The organism is Actinoplanes sp. NPDC026670, assembly GCF_040638175.1.
In the GTDB taxonomy this organism is placed as follows: Bacteria; Actinomycetota; Actinomycetes; order Mycobacteriales; family Micromonosporaceae; genus Actinoplanes.
Map to the genome: position 1 here is coordinate 26,777 of NZ_JBEZXU010000007.1, position 15,191 is coordinate 41,967.

Genomic DNA, 15,191 nt, shown 5'->3' on the forward strand with positions numbered 1-15,191 from the left:
CCGCCGCCGCGCCCGCGTTGATCCGAAAGGACACAAATCGGGTACGGACGGAGAGTAGATGGCTGAGGCGCAGCCGGTCGCGTTGCTGGACGATCACGTCGCCCTCGCCGGCGCCGGGGCGGAGGTGTCGCTGCCCAACACGGCGATGCGCAACCGCTCGGTGGCCGCCCGCAGGGTGCTGGCCCGAGCCGCCGGGATCGGCCTGGACGAGGTGCTGGAGGCGGCCCGTAAGGGCGACACCCGCCGGATCCGGCGGCCGGTCGACCCGGCGCTGCTGGCCGGGCTGGCCCAGACCATCGCCCTCCAGGACGAGCTGCCGGGCGACCGGGACGACGCGCTCGCCCTGTACGCGCTGATCCGTACCGCCCGCGGCGCCCGCGCCCTGCCGGCGGCCCATCAGGCGCTGCACGTCCAGCTCGTCTACGCGTGGCAGGGGCCGGCCAACGCGCGGCAGCTGCTCGGGGCGTACCGGCGGGTTCCGGCGGCGGCCCGTGAGTCGCTGGAGATCGATCTGGCCAACCCGTACGCCGGTGGATCCGCCGAGGTGGAGGCCTGGCTGGCCCGGTTCGGGGCGCTCTTCCCGGCGCCGGGGCCACTGCTGGCCGCCGCCCCGGAGAAGACGCCGTTCGACAGGCTCACCGGTTCCGCCGGGCATCCCGTCCAGACCGCGGGCGAACGTGTCTCGGTGGTCGTCACCGCGTACCGGCCGGGGGAGGGGCTGCTCACCGCGGTCCGCTCGATCGCCGCCCAGTCCTGGCCGGACCTGGAGATCATCGTGGTGGACGACGCGTCGCCGCCGGAGCACGACGCGGTCCTGGCCGCCGCCGAGGACCTCGACCCGCGGGTCCGGCTGATCCGGATGCCCGGCAACGGCGGCACCTACGCGGCCCGCAACGCCGGGCTGGAGGCGGCCCGCGGCGACTTCGTGACGTTCCAGGACTCCGACGACTGGTCGCATCCGCGTCGCGTCGAGCTGCAGGTCCGGCCGCTGCTCACCGACCCGGCCGTGGTGGCCAGCACGTCGGAGGGGATCAGCGTCACCGACCAGCTGGTGATGACCCGGCCCGGCATCCGGCGCGGCCGGGTCAACGTGTCGTCGCTGCTCTTCCGGCGGGAAGCCGTGGTCGGGCGGATCGGCTGGTTCGATCCGGTGCGCAAGGCGGCCGACTCCGAGTTCCTGGAGCGGATCCAGACCGCCTTCGGCTCCGATTCGGTACGCCGGGTCGCGAAACCACTGGCACTGATCAGGCTCTCCGAGGGCTCCCTGTCCCGGTCGGAGATCCGTGCCTACTGGATGCACCCGGCGCGGACCGCGTACATGTCGGCGTACCGCTGCTGGCACGCCACCACCCGGCCACTGCACCGCGGCCCGGCCGATCGTCCGTTCGTGGCGCCCGCCCACCTCAGCGGCGCCGCTCCGGCGCGCCGGTTCGACGTGGTGGTGGCCGCCGACTGGCGGTTCCTCACCGGCACCCAGCGGTCGGCGCTCGCCGAGATCCGGGCGCTGCGCGAGGCCGGGCATTCGGTGGCGATCCTGCACCTGGAGTCGCTGCGGTCGGTGCACCGGCAGCGGCGGTCGCTCAGCGCGGGGGTCCAGCAGCTGATCAATTCGGGACAGCTCGAGCAGGTTTTGGAGACCGATCAGGTCACCGCAGGGGTGCTGCTGGTCCGGCAGCCCGAGGTGCTCCAGTTCGCTCCCGAGGACGGTTGTTCACTTCGTGCCGGGCGGGTGCTGATCATCGCGGACCGGGCCCCGGCCCGCCTGGACGGCAGTGACCGGCGTTACACCGTGGCGGCGGTGTCCGATGCGGCGGCGCGCCTGTTCGGGGCGCCGCCGACCTGGTTGCCCGCAGACGCTGATCTGCCCACCGTCGCCGAACCGCTGGACGTCGCCCGGCCGTTGCCCCGCGGCCCGGCCGTCGTCGGCGTGGACCTCTGCGACGCCGGCGAGTGGCCCGGCGACCTGGCCGCCGCCCTCGACGTGCCCCGCCGCTGCACCGACGCCGACGTGCGCATCCGGCTGCCGGAGACCCCGCGCCGGCCGCCCGGCCTGCCCGCGCACTGGCTGGTCTACGAGCCGTCCGACCTGGACCCGCGGACCTTCACCGCGCAGCTCGACTTCTACCTGCACTTCCCCCCGGAGCAGACGGCCGAGCTGATCTCCCGGCCGGCCCTGGAGGCGGCCGCGACGGGCTGCGTCGTCCTCGTTCCGGAGCGGCTCGCCGCCGCGTTCGGGGACGCCGCCGTGCCGTGTACGCCCGACGAGGCGCCGTCGCTGGTCCGCCGGTTCCGCGACGACCCGGCCCGGTACGCGGCACAGAGCGCACTGGCCCGGGCCGCGGTCGAACGCGGATATCGCCCCTCGACGTTCACCAGCCGGATCGCCGCGCTCCTCCCCGCGGCCCCGGTGGGCCAGCCCGCCCCTGTCCAGCGCCTGCCGTAACGGGGCCGGTCCCGGTCCCGTTGACCCGTCGGAACTGCATCACGAGGAGCTTCCGCATGAGCAAACTGAGCCGCATCCGTCGACGGCTGCCGCGTCTCACCGGCCCGCAGGTCGTGGTGACGGCGGCCGCCGGAGTCGTCTGCGCCGGCGCCGCGGCCACCGCGCTCACCGGCCGGACCGGGATCGCCACCGCCCTGCTGGCCCTGCTCGGCGCCATCATCCTGGCCGGGCTGATGCTGCTGTTCCGGCGGCTCGCCCGGGTGCAGAAAGCCGGCCTCGCCGCCCAGCGCGACCTGCGGACCACCGTCGAGGAGATGCAGCGCCGCCTGGTCGCCGCGGTCGAGCGGGAACGCCTCACCGCCGGTGACCGGCACCTCGAACTGGCCGAGGCCATCGCCCGGGTCAAGCTGGTCACCGACCGCAAAGCCGGCTCCGCCCAGGTGCTCGGCCTGCCTCGCGAGTTCGAGGCCACCGTGCAGTTGTTCCAGGGCTTCACGCCGCGGGCCCCGATGCCGTCCTCGGGCGACTTCGCGCTCAACCCGACCGACCTGCTCGAACTGCTGCACCTGATCCGTACCCGCCAGCCCCGTCTGGTCCTGGAACTCGGCAGCGGCACGTCGTCGGTGTGGATCGCCTACGCCCTGGAGAAGGCCGGCGGCCGCCTGGTCTCCCTCGACCATGACGGTGGTTACGCGGCGCGGACCCGCGCCGCGCTCGCGGCCCACGGCCTTTCCGGCATCGCGGTGGTACGGGACGCGCCGCTCACGCCGGCCGCCATCGACGGGCGCGACTACCCGTGGTACGACCCGGAAGCGCTCGCCGACCTGCACGACATCGACTTCGTCCTGATCGACGGACCGCCCGCGGCCACCGGGGCGGACGCCCGCTACCCGGCCATGCACATGATCGAGAAGCGGCTCGCGGATCGCGCCACCATCGTGTTCGACGACGCCGGGCGCGCCGACGAGCAGGCCGCCATGACCGCCTGGACCGAACGGTTCACCGGGCTGACCCGGGAGGGCGAACTGCTCGGCCGGCACGCGGTGCTGGCGTTCACCAGGCCGCCGGCGATGGCTGCCGCCCGCGTCTGATGACCGCCACCCCGCTGGCGGTCGCTCCGCCTCGGCTTCGCAGAGGCACGGCGCCGCCCGCCCACCGGGCCGACATCGAGGGGCTGCGGGCCGTCGCGGTGCTGCTCGTCGTTCTGGCCCACGCCGGGGTGCCGGGACTGGCCGGCGGGTTCATCGGGGTCGACGTCTTCTTCGTGATCTCCGGCTTCCTGATCACCGGGCTGCTCCGCCGCGAGCACGCGAAGACCGGGCGGATCCGGCTGGCCCGGTTCTACGCGCGGCGGGCGGTCCGGCTGCTGCCGCTCGCCACCCTGGTGATCCTGGCGACCCTGGCCGGCGCCTGGTACCTGGCGCCACCCGTGCGGTTCGCCACCTGGGCCGGGGACGCCGTGGCCGCGGCCACCTACACGATGAACGTGCGCCTGGACACCGCCGGGACCGACTACTTCGGTGACCCGTCGCCGTCGCCGTTCCAGCATTTCTGGTCGCTCGCCGTGGAGGAGCAGTTCTATCTGCTGTGGCCACTGCTGGTGGCCCGCGGCCGGTTCGGGCCGGTGCTGATGGTGGCGGTCACGCTCGGGTCGTTCGCCTGGAGCCTGCACACCACCTCCTACTTCGGCACCGCCGGCCGGGCCTGGGAACTCGGCGCCGGAGCGCTGCTCGCCCTGGTCGTGACCAGGCGCCGGCCCTGGCTCGGCTGGGCCGGGCTGGCCGCGATCGGCACGGCGGCGGCCCTCTTCGACGAGACGACCCGGTTCCCCGGTACCGCGGCCCTGCTGCCGGTCCTCGGTGCCGTCGCGGTCATCGCGGCCGGTGGCAACCGGCTCCTGCATGCCGGGCCGATGCGCTGGCTGGGCCGCATGTCGTACGGCTGGTACCTCTGGCACTGGCCGCTCCTGCTCCTCGCCCCGGCCGGCCCGGCCGCCCGGATCACGGTCGCCATTGCCGCGCTGGGGCTCGCCGTCGTCAGCCATCACCTGCTGGAGAATCCGGTGCGGCATCATCGCGTGTGGACCGTACGTCCCGGGCGAGGTCTGCTCCTCGGCCTCGGCCTCTCCGTCACCGCCGCCGCTCTGGCCGGTTTCGGCATCCTCCACCCGCCGGAGATCCCCGCGCGCGGCGTCGCGCCGGACGCCGGGAAGGCCATCACCACCGCCCCCGACCCGGCTGTCGCCCTCACCCGGCTGCTCACCGCCGGAGTCACCGCCACCGACCTGCCCCGCAACCTCCGGCCGACCTTCGACGGCGCGGCCCGGCAGCGGCTCGCACCCCAGCTCGACGGCTGCCACGTCGGGCTCACCGGGCCGTTCCGTCCGAAGACCGACTGCTCCTACACCACCGGCCGGCGGACCGTGGTCCTCTTCGGTGACTCGCACGCCCTCCAGTGGTTCCCCACCATGGAGACGCTGGCCCGCAAGAACGGGTGGCGGCTCTACAGCTTCACCCGCAGCTCGTGCAGTCCCGCCCAGATCGCCCTCGACGAACGCCGGGCACAGGCTCGTTACCTCGAATGCGACGCTTGGCGTACCCAGGTGGTGGGCCGGATCAGCAGACTGCGCCCGGCGCTGCTGGTGGTGTCGTCAAGCGTCAACTACCGGCAGGTGCTCAACGGGCGGCCGGCCGATCCGGACGCCGTCTGGCAGACCGGCTGGGTCCGCACCCTGAGCACCCTGAAGCGTTTCGCCGGGCAGGTCCGGATGATCGCCGACACGCCGTTCCTCACGGTCGCCCCGGCCGACTGCCTGAGCACCAACCCGACAGCCGTCTCCCGCTGCGCCGTCCCCCGGGCCGACGTCCTGCCCGAACCCCGATGGCGCTCCCAGCAGCGAGCCATCTCGGTGGCCTCCGGTGTGCCGGTGATCGACCCGGTCCCCTGGCTGTGCACGACCCGGTGCCCCCTGATCGTCGGCGACACCCTCATCTACCGGGACAGCAACCACCTGACGGAGGCGTACGCCCGCCTGCTGGCCCCCCTGCTCGAACCCCACCTCACGTAGCGCTTCCCCCTTCCCTTGCCGATCTTGTTGAGTTCGGCGGGACAGGTCGTGTCGCAAAGCAACCGGATCGGGGAAAAGAGCGCGCCCCCGCCGTGGGGTGACGGCGGGGGCGCGCATTGCGCGGTGCGGGGGCACCGCGCAGGGCCGGGAGGGGGTTCCGGCCCGTGCCTGCCGGTCTCCCCTCAATTTCCGAGGGGACCGGAGTCGTCTACGTTCAGAAGCCGAAGTCCTGCGTGAAGTAGGTGGTCCCGTTCGCCGAGTAGGCGGCGCCCACTCCGACCGTCTTGAACTTGCAGTTCAGGATGTTGGCGCGGTGTCCCGGGCTCTTCATCCAGGCCTGGACCACCTCGTTCGCCGACCGGTAGCCCCACGCGATGTTCTCGCCGCCCGGCTTCTTGTAGCCGGCCGCCTTGAGCCGCGCCGAGAAGTTCGACCCGCCCGACCCGGAGTGGCTGAACGTGCCGGTCTTCGCCATCCAGACACTGTGGGCGCGGGCCGCCTTGGTGATCTTCGAGTCGACCGTGACGGCGCCGCAGCCGTGCGACGTGCGCTGCGCGTTCGTCAGCTTGGCGATGTCGGCCTGCATCGTCGTCACCGGCGTCGCTGCCTGGGCCGGCGACGCGAAGAACATCACGGCGGCGGCGGGAGCGATGGCGGCCAGGGCGAGGCGGCGGAACATCGAGCGCAAGAGAGACCCTTCCGGAGTACGGCGCCCGGCTGCACCGCCGGGCTCACCGTTCTCTTCGGCCCGCCCGCAGCCCACTCGAATGCGGAACGGGTGCCCTCCCGTCGCCATCGGGTTGCTGCCGGTCCCGCCGCCACAGACCGCCAGCCGTCGCTGGCCGCGGGAATCCGCACCGCATTCCCGCGCTGCGCGACGGCCGGCGGGCTCGGCCGTCGCTGACCGCGGGATTGCGTGCGGCTTTTCCGCGGCCAGCGACGGCTGGTGGGCTCGGCCGTCGCGCAGCGCGGGAAGGCGCGCCGGATGTCCGTGGTGGGCGACGGCTGGTGGGCGGGACCTTGCCCGTACGCCTGTCGCGTGCCGGATTGCCGCAGCCTTGCGGAGATCCGGACCGTCAGCCGTCGCTCAGCCAGGTCTCGCGGCACGTTTGAGGCGTGTCAGCGACGGCTGACGGTCTCGGCCGTCACTCAGGACGGTATTGCGGGTGGTTTGGGAGGGCTGAGCGACGGCTGGCCGGGCGGGGCGGTCAGTAGCCGGCGGCGGGTAGTGGGGGGAGCACGTGGCCGGACGCGGCGATGATCTCGCCGGTGATGGCCTCGCCGGTCGGCGCCGGTGGGGTCAGGAAGTCGTCGACCGCGGCGGCGTATCGGGTGTGCGCGTGGTTCTCGTGGACGAAGGCCAGGCCGCGTGAACTCTGGGCGTGCAGCGCCGCCGGGTCGCTGTGCAGTTCGGTGACGACTGCCGTGACCTCGTCCGGTTCGGCGTAGACGGCTGCCGTGCCGAACACCGCCGCGTGCCGGGGTGGGAGGACCGGGATGCAGCCGGCCGCCATCGCGATCAGGACCTCGGGGCAGGTGGCCGGGAGCCGTTCGCCGACCGGCAGGTGCAGGTAGAAGTCGAGCTGGTGCAGGAAACCGCGGGTGTCCAGGTCGGACGGGCGGTAGACGAGCCAGCCGTGCGGAACGGCCGCCGCGGGCTCGTTGCGGTCCAGGACGCGTACGTCCAGAGCCGTTGAAGTGGCCGCCCGCAGGCGCTGCCATTCGGCCGGGCCGCCGGCGCAGATGCGGCCGATCACCGGACGGTCCGCGCGTGGCCCGGCGCGATGCAGGCGCCAGCGCCGTGGGTTGACGGTTCCGGGCAGGTCGGCTGTGGTGAGCCGGCCGCCGAGCGGGCCGCCGGCGAGATCGTCGCGGGCGACGGCGTCGGCGGGCGCCCAGCGCGGTTCGACGCCGAACAGGCGACGGGACTCGGCGGCGCAGTGTGCGGCGGCGGGGATCCAGGCCGGGTCGGCGGCGACGACGACCCGGGCGGCGCGGATGCCCGAGGTGACGCCGGGGGCGAAGCCGAGCAGTTCCGGATCGTGCACGAGGACCAGGCGGGCGTGCACGTCGTCGGTGAGGACCACCTGGTCGATCACCCCCGTGTTGATCATCTGCTGGAGGGCGGGGTCGAGCCGGGCCGGTTTGCCGGCGACGCTGGCGAGCGTGTTCAGGTGCAGGACGGCGACGGCACGGCCGGCTCCGGTGAGGGCGCGGAGGCGTTCGGCGACCGGCCAGGCGATGTCGCCGTGGCTGTTCCAGTCGCCGGCGAGGATCACGTCGTACGAGGCGCGGCGCAGTCCGGCGTCACCGGCCAGGCCGCGCGGCGCGGCGAACGGCCGGTCCCGGGGCGTGCGTGGGCGTACCGCCGGATCGTTGCCGGCCGCGACCCGGGTGTGCCAGGCCTGGAACGCCGAGAGGTACGCGTGCCGCGCCGGATGCATCCAGCCGGGCCCGATGTCCGAGCCGGACAGTGACCCGGCGGTGAGCCGGATCAGGGCGAGTGGCTCGCCGCCGAGGTGCCGGACCGCGGGCCGCCCGAAGACCGCCCGGGCCCGTTCCACATATTCGGCGTCGGCGCCCTTGCGGACCGGGTCGAGGTAGCCGAGCCGGTCGAGGGCGGTCTCCCGGCGGATCATCAGCGACGACAGGTTGTACGACCGGAACTCGCTGAACCCGGGCCGGGTGACCACCAGGTCCTCGGTGACCCGGACGGCCACCGACGTGGTGGCGACGATCGCGGGGTCGGCGATCAGCGGGGCGGCCTGCCGTTCCAGCCGGAGCGGGTGCGACCAGTCGTCGGAGTCCTGGAACGTGACGAGGTCGCCGCTGGCGATGTCGAGGCCGGCGTTGCGGGCCCGGTAGGTGCCGCCGTTGGCCGGGATCCGGACGACCCGTACCCGGGGATCGAGTGCGGCCGCCTGTTCCAGGGCGGATTCGTAGCCGGGGCCGGAGCCGTCGTCGACGACCAGGATCTCGTGGTTGGTCCAGCTCTGCGCGACGAGCGAGCGGACCGCGGTGACGAGCCCCGGTCCGGGCTGGTAGGTGGTGACGATCGTGGTGATCCGGTGCGGCGAGCCGTGCCGGGGCGCCGGGGCGGACCGGATCCGGTCGAACCCGGTCACGTCGGCGGGCACCAGGGTCAGGCCGGGGGCGGGGAAGAGTTCGGCGAACCGGGCCGGCCACTCGTCCTTGGTGGCCATGTCCACGGCCAGGGCGGCGCGGATCGGCTCCGGCACCGACGGGTAGTCGGCGAGCAGTTTTGCGACCCGGACCGGGTCACCCGCGGCGAACGCGATCTGCGCGTGCAGCCCCTGGTGCACGGGCGCGACCCCGGCCGGGCCGAAGGTGCGCAGCAGCGAGTCGAACAGGGCCAGCCCGTCGGCCCGGTCGCCGGGGTGCAGGTTCTGCAGGGTGACGACGCGGGCGAGCTCACCGAGCGCCCACGCGTCGGCGTCCGGGAACAGCCGGCCCTCCCGGGCGCCGGCGATCAGCTCGTCGGCCGGACGGCGGGCCGCGGCCCAGGCCAGCAGGGTACGGGCCCCGGCCGACCGGGTGTGCAGGGCGGCCGTGGCGGGACCGGACGGCGCGACCGCGGTCAGGTTCCGCCAATGGTGTTCCAGCAGGTCCGTCCCGTACGCGTCCGGTGTGGTGTGCTGCCTGCGCATGGCCCCCCTCGACTGTCGCGAGGATCAACGCGCCGGGGCCGGGGTGCGTGACGCCGGGTGTGCACGGTTCGTTGACCTGACCATGACGGCGACCGTTCACGACGTGGCGATCCTCTCGGACTTCCGCTATCCGGGCGGCACGTCGGCCAGCATCGCCGCGGAGGTCCGTGCCCAGGCCCGGGCCGGCCTGACCACGGTGCTCGTGCACGTGCGCTCGCCGCATCTGAAGCGGGACCGCCCGTTCCATCCGCTGATCACCGCTCTGATCCGGGACGGTTCGGCGTACCTGGCCGCCGAGGGCGAGCAGGTCGCCGCGAAGCTGCTGGTGGTCCGGCAGCCGCGGATCTTCACCGAGGACCCGGCGGCCCGGCCGGCGGTGCGGGCCGGGCGGGCCGTGATGGTCCTGAACCAGGCGCCCGGCGACGCCGGCGATCCGGCCCGCTACTACGACTTCGCGGCGGTCCGGCAGCGGGTGGAGAACTTGTTCGGGGCCGGCATCGAGTGGGCGCCGATCAGCCCGCAGGTACGCGCCGAGGTGCTCCGCGCCGAGCCGGGCGCGACCCTGACCGCGATCGACTGGCACGAGATCATCGACGGTTCCGAGTGGTGGCGGGAGCGCCCGGCCCGCAGCGGTCCGCCGGTGATCGGGCGGCACGGCCGGCCCGACCCGGTGAAGTGGCCACGGACCCGGGAGGAGCTGCTCCAGGCGTACCCGGACGCCCCGGACGTGCGGGTGCGGGTGCTCGGCGGCGGTGAGCTGGCCGTCGAACGGCTCGGCCGGACGCCACCGAACTGGGAGGTCATCGAGTTCGGCACGGTCGAGCCGGCCGACTTCCTGCACGGGCTGGACTTTTTCGTCTACTTCCACGATCCGGATCTGATCGAGGCGTTCGGCCGCACGATCATGGAGGCGATGGCGGCCGGGGTGCCGGTGATCGTCGGCGAGCACTTCCGGCCGATCTTCGCCGACGCGGCGCTCTACACCACTCCGGCCGGCGTGTTGCCGTTGGTCCGCGAGCTGCACGCGGACCGCGACAGATATCGGGCGGTGTCCCTGCACGGCCGGGAGTTCATCGAGACCAGGTACGGCTACCCGTCTCACCTGGCCCGGCTGGCCGCCCGCGGGATCCGCCCGGACGCCCCGCCGCCCCCGGCCCTGCCGGCGCCCCGGCCGGTACCGCCGAAGGGTGTGCTGCTGGTCAGCGACAACGGCGTCGGTCTGGGGCATCTGTCCCGGCTGATGGCGATCGGCCGCCGGCTGCCTGAGGGCACCCGCACCGTGCTGGCCACCCAGTCGCACGGCGCGATGGTCGCCCACCGGGAGGGTTTCCTCACCGAGTACATCCCGTCCCGCAGCGTGCTCGGCCTGCCCCGGAGCTCCTGGACCGAGCTGCTGCGCAGCCGCCTGGAGCACCTGATCGACCTGCACCGCCCGGCCGTGGTGGCGGTGGACAGCGTCCCGCACGACGGCATCGTCGCGGCCACCCGGTCGCGGCCCGGGGTCACCTGGGTGTGGGTACGCCGGCCGATGTGGCGGCGCGACACCGGCGCCGAGTGGATCGAGCGCCGATCGGCGTTCCAGCACGTCCTGGAGCCCGGCGAGTTCGCCGCGGCCGCTGACGAGGGCCCGACCGTCGGTGACCGGGACGGGGTGTTCCCGGTCCGGCCGATCACCTATCTGGACGCTGCCGAACTGGTCACGGCCGAGGAGGCCCGCGCCGCCCTGGACCTCGTGCCGGGCCGTCCGGCCGCCCTGCTGCAACTGGGCGCCGGCAACATCAACGACATCTCGTCACCGGCCGCCCGGATCGCCCGCCACCTGCGAGGGGCCGGGTTCCAGGTGGTGCTGGCCGAGTCGGCGATCGCCACCGATCCGATGCCGCCGGTGGCCGGCGCGCACGTGGTCCGGGTCTACCCGATCAGTCGATACCTGCGCGGATTCGACCTGGTGGTGAGCGCGTCGGGTTACAACTCGTTCCATGAGCTGATCGCCTTCGGGATCCCCTCGGTGTTCGTGCCGAACCGGGAGACCGCCCTGGACGACCAGATCAGCCGGGCCAGGTTCGCCGCGGCCGCCGGCGCGGCGCTGATCGTCGAGGACCCGGACGGTGACGACCTGGACCGGGTCCTGGCCCGGGCGGTGCGGGCCGACGTCCGCGACGCGCTGCGCCGCCGCTGCGCCGAGGTGGCCCCCGGCAACGGCGCCGCCGACGCGGCGGACTGGCTGACCGCGCTCACGTGAGGAGGACGTGATGTCCGACGAAGGCGACATGCAGTCCCTGGTCGTACGGCTGCGCACGATCGAGCAGGAGCGGGATGCCTGGCGGACCCGCTGCGACGGGCTGACCGGGGAACGCGACGAGGAGCGGGAGACGGCCCGGCGGTTGCGCGGCAGTGGGTCGTACCGGCTGGGCCGTGGCCTGGTGACCCTGGCCCGGGACCCGCTGCGGCTGATGCGCCGGATGCGCCGGGTCCCGGCGACGCAGCGCCGCAAGACGGTCAAGCGCCCGCTCCAGGCCCGTCTGTACGTGGCGATCGGCCTGGACCTGGACCGGCTCCGCGAGTTCACCCAGACGGTCCGCCGCCGGGTGCTGGTCGAACCGGACCACCGGGCCGTGATCCTCACCGACGACCCGGAGTTCTCGCTGCTGCGCCGGTCCGGGCTGATCCTGGAGTACCTGCCGGACCGGGCCACCTGGGAGCGGCACCGCCCGGACCACCCGTGGGACGTGCTGCTCTCCGAACGGCTGTCCCGGCTGTTCGCCGAGCACGACGCGACAGGTGTGGTGTTCGTCGACCCGGACCGGCCGCCGACACTGCCGGAGATGCTGGACACAACCCCGCCGGGCCGCACGTCGTTGCAGCAGTCATGACCGCTCAAACGGTGACGATCCCGGCGGCTCGGTCACCCGAGACGCCGGAGCGGCCGGAGAACCCGCGGCTGTGGGGCCACGTCGCCCGGCGCTGTGTGCTCGTCCCGGCGATCGTGCTGACCCCGCTGCTCGCCGTCGCGCCGTCCCGCGACCACCGGTTCAACGTCTACTGGCACGGCGGGCTGTTCCGCGACGACCCGGCCGCGATCGTCTCGCACACCATCGCCAGCGGCGACGCCTACCTGCGGCTCGGCAACTTCCGGCCGCTCGGGCGGATGCTGGAGAAGAGCCTCGACCTGGCCGCCTTCACCGGCATGCAGCAGCTCGGCCTGCCGGCCACGGTGATGCTGCGGGCCGTCTCGATCCTCGCCGCGATCGCGCTCACCCTGGCCGTCGTGGTCCTCGCCGAGAGCGTGCTGAACCGCGGCCGGCTGCTCGGCGGCACCCCGTCGGTGGTGTCGTTGCTGCTGCCGTACGCGGTGGGCGCCGGCTTCGTCGCGGCCGGCCAGGACAGCACCGTCATCCTCTTCGGCGGCCTCTACTTCAGCACCGCCGCCGTGGTCCTGCTGATCGCCGCCGCGGCCTGCCGGCTCGACCGGCTCCGCTGGTGGAACGGGGTGCTCGCGGTGACCGCCGGGGCCGCTCTGGCGATCTTCAACGAGCCCGCCTACTTCGCCGTCCCGCTGGCCACCGCCGCGGTGCTGCTCCGGGGCCGGTTCGTGCTCGGGATGAGCCCCCGGCAGCTGATCGGCTCACCCGGGGCGCGGTTCGCCGGGCTGCTCTGGGCCGGGTTCCTGCCGGTCTTCGCCACGGTCCGGTGGATCATCCGCGGGTTCTGCGCCGACGGCGGCTGCTACCAGGGGTCGGACCTGATCGTCGACGCCCGCACGATCCTGCTGCTGCCGGTCCGGATGACCGCCTGGCTGCCGCCGTTGCAGTGGCGGGCCGCGACCGACGCCGCATCCGGGGACTGGTGGCGTGGTGTGGTTCCGGTCGTGGCGGTCGTGCTGCTGGCGGCGCTCGCGGTCCGTACCCACGTGATCTTGAAAGAAGCCGCACGCCCGGACCGCCGGGCTCTGACCGGCCTCGCCGCCCTCGCCGTCGTGATCATCGCCTGCGGCGCCCTGCTGGCCACGCTCAGCGTGGCCGTCCGCGCCGCGATGAGCGGCGCGCAACTGTGGGAGCAGGGCTGGCGCGACTCGGCGCTGACCGTTCCCGGCGGGATGCTGCTCGCCGTGTCGCTGCTGCTGCTCGCCGGACGCCGGGCCGCTGTCGGTGCGCTGGTGGCGCTGGTGCTGTGCGGCACGGTCTCGGCGACCGCCAACCGGGCCTACGCCGGCGCCACCGCCACCCTGAAGACCGCCCAGCTGGACAACCGGATCGCCGCCGCGATGGGCGGCTTCGAACGGTCGAAAGCCGGCAACGTCCGCCGCTGCGCGCTGCTCGACGAGGCACTTCTCACCAACCGGCACAAACCGTTCCTCCAGGAGCGCTACACCGACTCGCTGGACCTGGCCGCCCGCACCCTGGCCGGCGTGCCGTTCTGCGACCGGGCGGTGATCGGATGATCTCGGTGATCGCGCCGATCTACAACGAGGGACCGGGCGTCGACAGGTTCGTGGAACGGCTCGGTGAGGTCCTCGAAGCCGCCTCCCTCGACTACGAGCTGATCCTCGTCGACGACGGCTCGGCCGACGACTCGTGGAGCCGGATCGCCAGGCAGGCCCTGGTCGACCCACGGGTCCGCGGCCTGCGGCTGTCCCGCAACTTCGGCAAGGAGGCCGCCCTGCTGGCCGGCCTGGACCACGCCGCCGGCGACGCCGTCGTGATCATCGACTCGGACCTCCAGCATCCACCGTCGGCCATCCCGGCGATGGTCCGGCGCTGGCAGGAGGGCGCCCAGGTGGTCGAGGCGGTCAAACGCAACCGGACCGGCCAGCGGCTCGGCAACCGGCTCGGCTCCCGGCTGTTCAACCGCACGTTCACCAGGTTCACCGGCGTCGACCTGGTCGACGCCACCGACTTCCGGCTGCTCGGCCGCCCCGCCGTCGACGCGCTGCGGCGGATGCCCGAACACTCGTCGTTCTTCCGCGGCACCAGCAGCTGGATCGGCTTCACCCGGGCCACCGTCGAGATCGACATCGACCATCGGGAGGGCGGCGCGTCCCGCTGGACCGTGCGCGGCCTGTGCCGCCTCGCGGTCAACGGCCTGACGTCGTTCACCTCGGCGCCGTTGCACATGGTGACGCTCGCCGGCTTCGGGTTCGCCGCGTTCGCCGTCGTCCTCGGCATCCAGACGCTGGTCCGTTGGATGAGCGGCGGCTCGGTGGCCGGCTTCACCACGGTCATCCTGTTGCTGCTGGTGACCGGGACGTTCGTCCTCATCGGCCTGGGCGTCATCGGCGAATACCTGGCACGCATCCACGAGGAGGTCCGCGGCCGTCCCCGCTACCTGCTCCAGGAACGCGCCGAATCCACCGTCCCGGAACGCTGGGTGGTCGAACAGCGTGCCGAACGCTGACACCGCCGTGCGGATCGCCCGTTACGGGGTGAGTGGCGTCCTCAGCGCACTCACCCATTTCACCGTCGGTCTGGCCGCCTCGGTGCTGCTCGGGCTTCCGCCGGTGCCGGCCTCGACCGCCGGCTTCGCCGCCAGCATCGCCGTCTCCTACCTGTTGCAGCGGGCGTGGGTCTTCCGCTCCGGCGCCGCACACACCGTCACCGGGCCGCGGTTCCTCACCGTCACGGCTGCGGCCTTCGGCCTCAACACGGCGATCCTCTGGGTGGGGACGTCGCTGGCCGGCGCCTCGTATCCGCTGGTCCAGGCGGTTGCGATCATGCTCATCCCGGGGCTGAACTACCTGCTCAACTCACGGTGGACGTTCATTTGAATTTGGTACGGCCACGAAGAGCAACCGTGGCTGTCCCCGCGAGGTGGCTGCCCACTCCCGGCCTCCAGCGCGCCCGCCGGGCTGAATGCGGTGGTACAGCGGGACGCTCTCCTGACCTGCCAAGTCCAGGAGATCGGCGCGTGAAGCCTCCCGGCGCCCCCGTTCCCCGAGAGACCCGCCACCGCGCGTAGATCTTGCACAATTCTCCCGGCTCCCGGCTCCCGGCTCCCGGCTCCCGGCTCCCGGCTC

General features: G+C 73.4%; 10 protein-coding genes. 8 read left to right on the forward strand and 2 right to left on the reverse strand.

Annotated features, from left to right (window positions below; translation table 11 throughout):
* Nucleotides 1–58: 58 nt before the first annotated feature.
* The 3 genes from AB0E94_RS09010 to AB0E94_RS09020 are packed head-to-tail and all read left to right on the forward strand — an operon-like array spanning nucleotide 59 to nucleotide 5,510.
* Nucleotides 59–2,443: a glycosyltransferase gene (locus AB0E94_RS09010; protein WP_360324199.1), complete on the forward strand. Its 2,385-nt coding sequence runs from the start codon at nucleotides 59–61 to the stop codon at nucleotides 2,441–2,443.
* Between the two features lie 56 nt (nucleotides 2,444–2,499).
* The gene (locus AB0E94_RS09015; protein ID WP_360324201.1) at nucleotides 2,500–3,534 is read left to right on the forward strand and encodes a class I SAM-dependent methyltransferase; all 1,035 of its coding nucleotides are present in this window, start codon (nucleotides 2,500–2,502) and stop codon (nucleotides 3,532–3,534) included.
* The gene (locus AB0E94_RS09020; protein WP_360324203.1) at nucleotides 3,534–5,510 is read left to right on the forward strand and encodes an acyltransferase family protein; all 1,977 of its coding nucleotides are present in this window, start codon (nucleotides 3,534–3,536) and stop codon (nucleotides 5,508–5,510) included. The genes AB0E94_RS09015 and AB0E94_RS09020 overlap by 1 nt, the downstream gene beginning before the upstream one ends.
* A 214-nt stretch (nucleotides 5,511–5,724) precedes the next feature.
* On the opposite strand, the gene AB0E94_RS09025 is transcribed toward AB0E94_RS09020, so the two are convergent.
* Together AB0E94_RS09025 and AB0E94_RS09030 are read right to left on the reverse strand one after the other, a co-directional pair.
* Entirely contained in the window at nucleotides 5,725–6,189 is a 465-nt protein-coding gene (locus AB0E94_RS09025) for a CAP domain-containing protein (protein ID WP_360324205.1), read from the reverse strand.
* Nucleotides 6,190–6,718: 529 nt separating this feature from the next.
* Entirely contained in the window at nucleotides 6,719–9,178 is a 2,460-nt protein-coding gene (locus AB0E94_RS09030; RefSeq protein WP_360324207.1) for a glycosyltransferase family A protein, read from the reverse strand.
* Between the two features lie 103 nt (nucleotides 9,179–9,281).
* On the opposite strand from AB0E94_RS09030, the gene AB0E94_RS09035 reads away from it, so the two are divergent.
* Genes AB0E94_RS09035 through AB0E94_RS09055 form a run of 5 tightly spaced genes read left to right on the forward strand, consistent with a single transcriptional unit; the run spans nucleotide 9,282 to nucleotide 14,942 of the window.
* The gene (locus tag AB0E94_RS09035; RefSeq protein WP_360324208.1) at nucleotides 9,282–11,420 is read left to right on the forward strand and encodes a glycosyltransferase; all 2,139 of its coding nucleotides are present in this window, start codon (nucleotides 9,282–9,284) and stop codon (nucleotides 11,418–11,420) included.
* 10 nt (nucleotides 11,421–11,430) lie between these two features.
* Nucleotides 11,431–12,051, forward strand: coding sequence for a hypothetical protein (locus tag AB0E94_RS09040; RefSeq protein WP_360324209.1), 621 nt, complete (start codon nucleotides 11,431–11,433; stop codon nucleotides 12,049–12,051).
* On the forward strand, nucleotides 12,048–13,619 hold the full coding sequence (locus tag AB0E94_RS09045) for a hypothetical protein (protein ID WP_360324211.1): 1,572 nt from the start codon (nucleotides 12,048–12,050) through the stop codon (nucleotides 13,617–13,619). Before AB0E94_RS09040 ends, AB0E94_RS09045 begins: the two co-directional genes overlap by 4 nt.
* Entirely contained in the window at nucleotides 13,616–14,572 is a 957-nt protein-coding gene (locus AB0E94_RS09050) for a glycosyltransferase family 2 protein (RefSeq protein ID WP_360324212.1), read from the forward strand. Before AB0E94_RS09045 ends, AB0E94_RS09050 begins: the two co-directional genes overlap by 4 nt.
* Nucleotides 14,559–14,942 carry a GtrA family protein gene (locus tag AB0E94_RS09055; RefSeq protein ID WP_360324214.1) on the forward strand — a complete coding sequence of 128 codons (384 nt, stop codon included), beginning with the start codon at nucleotides 14,559–14,561 and terminating at the stop codon, nucleotides 14,940–14,942. The genes AB0E94_RS09050 and AB0E94_RS09055 overlap by 14 nt, the downstream gene beginning before the upstream one ends.
* Nucleotides 14,943–15,191 lie beyond the last annotated feature (249 nt).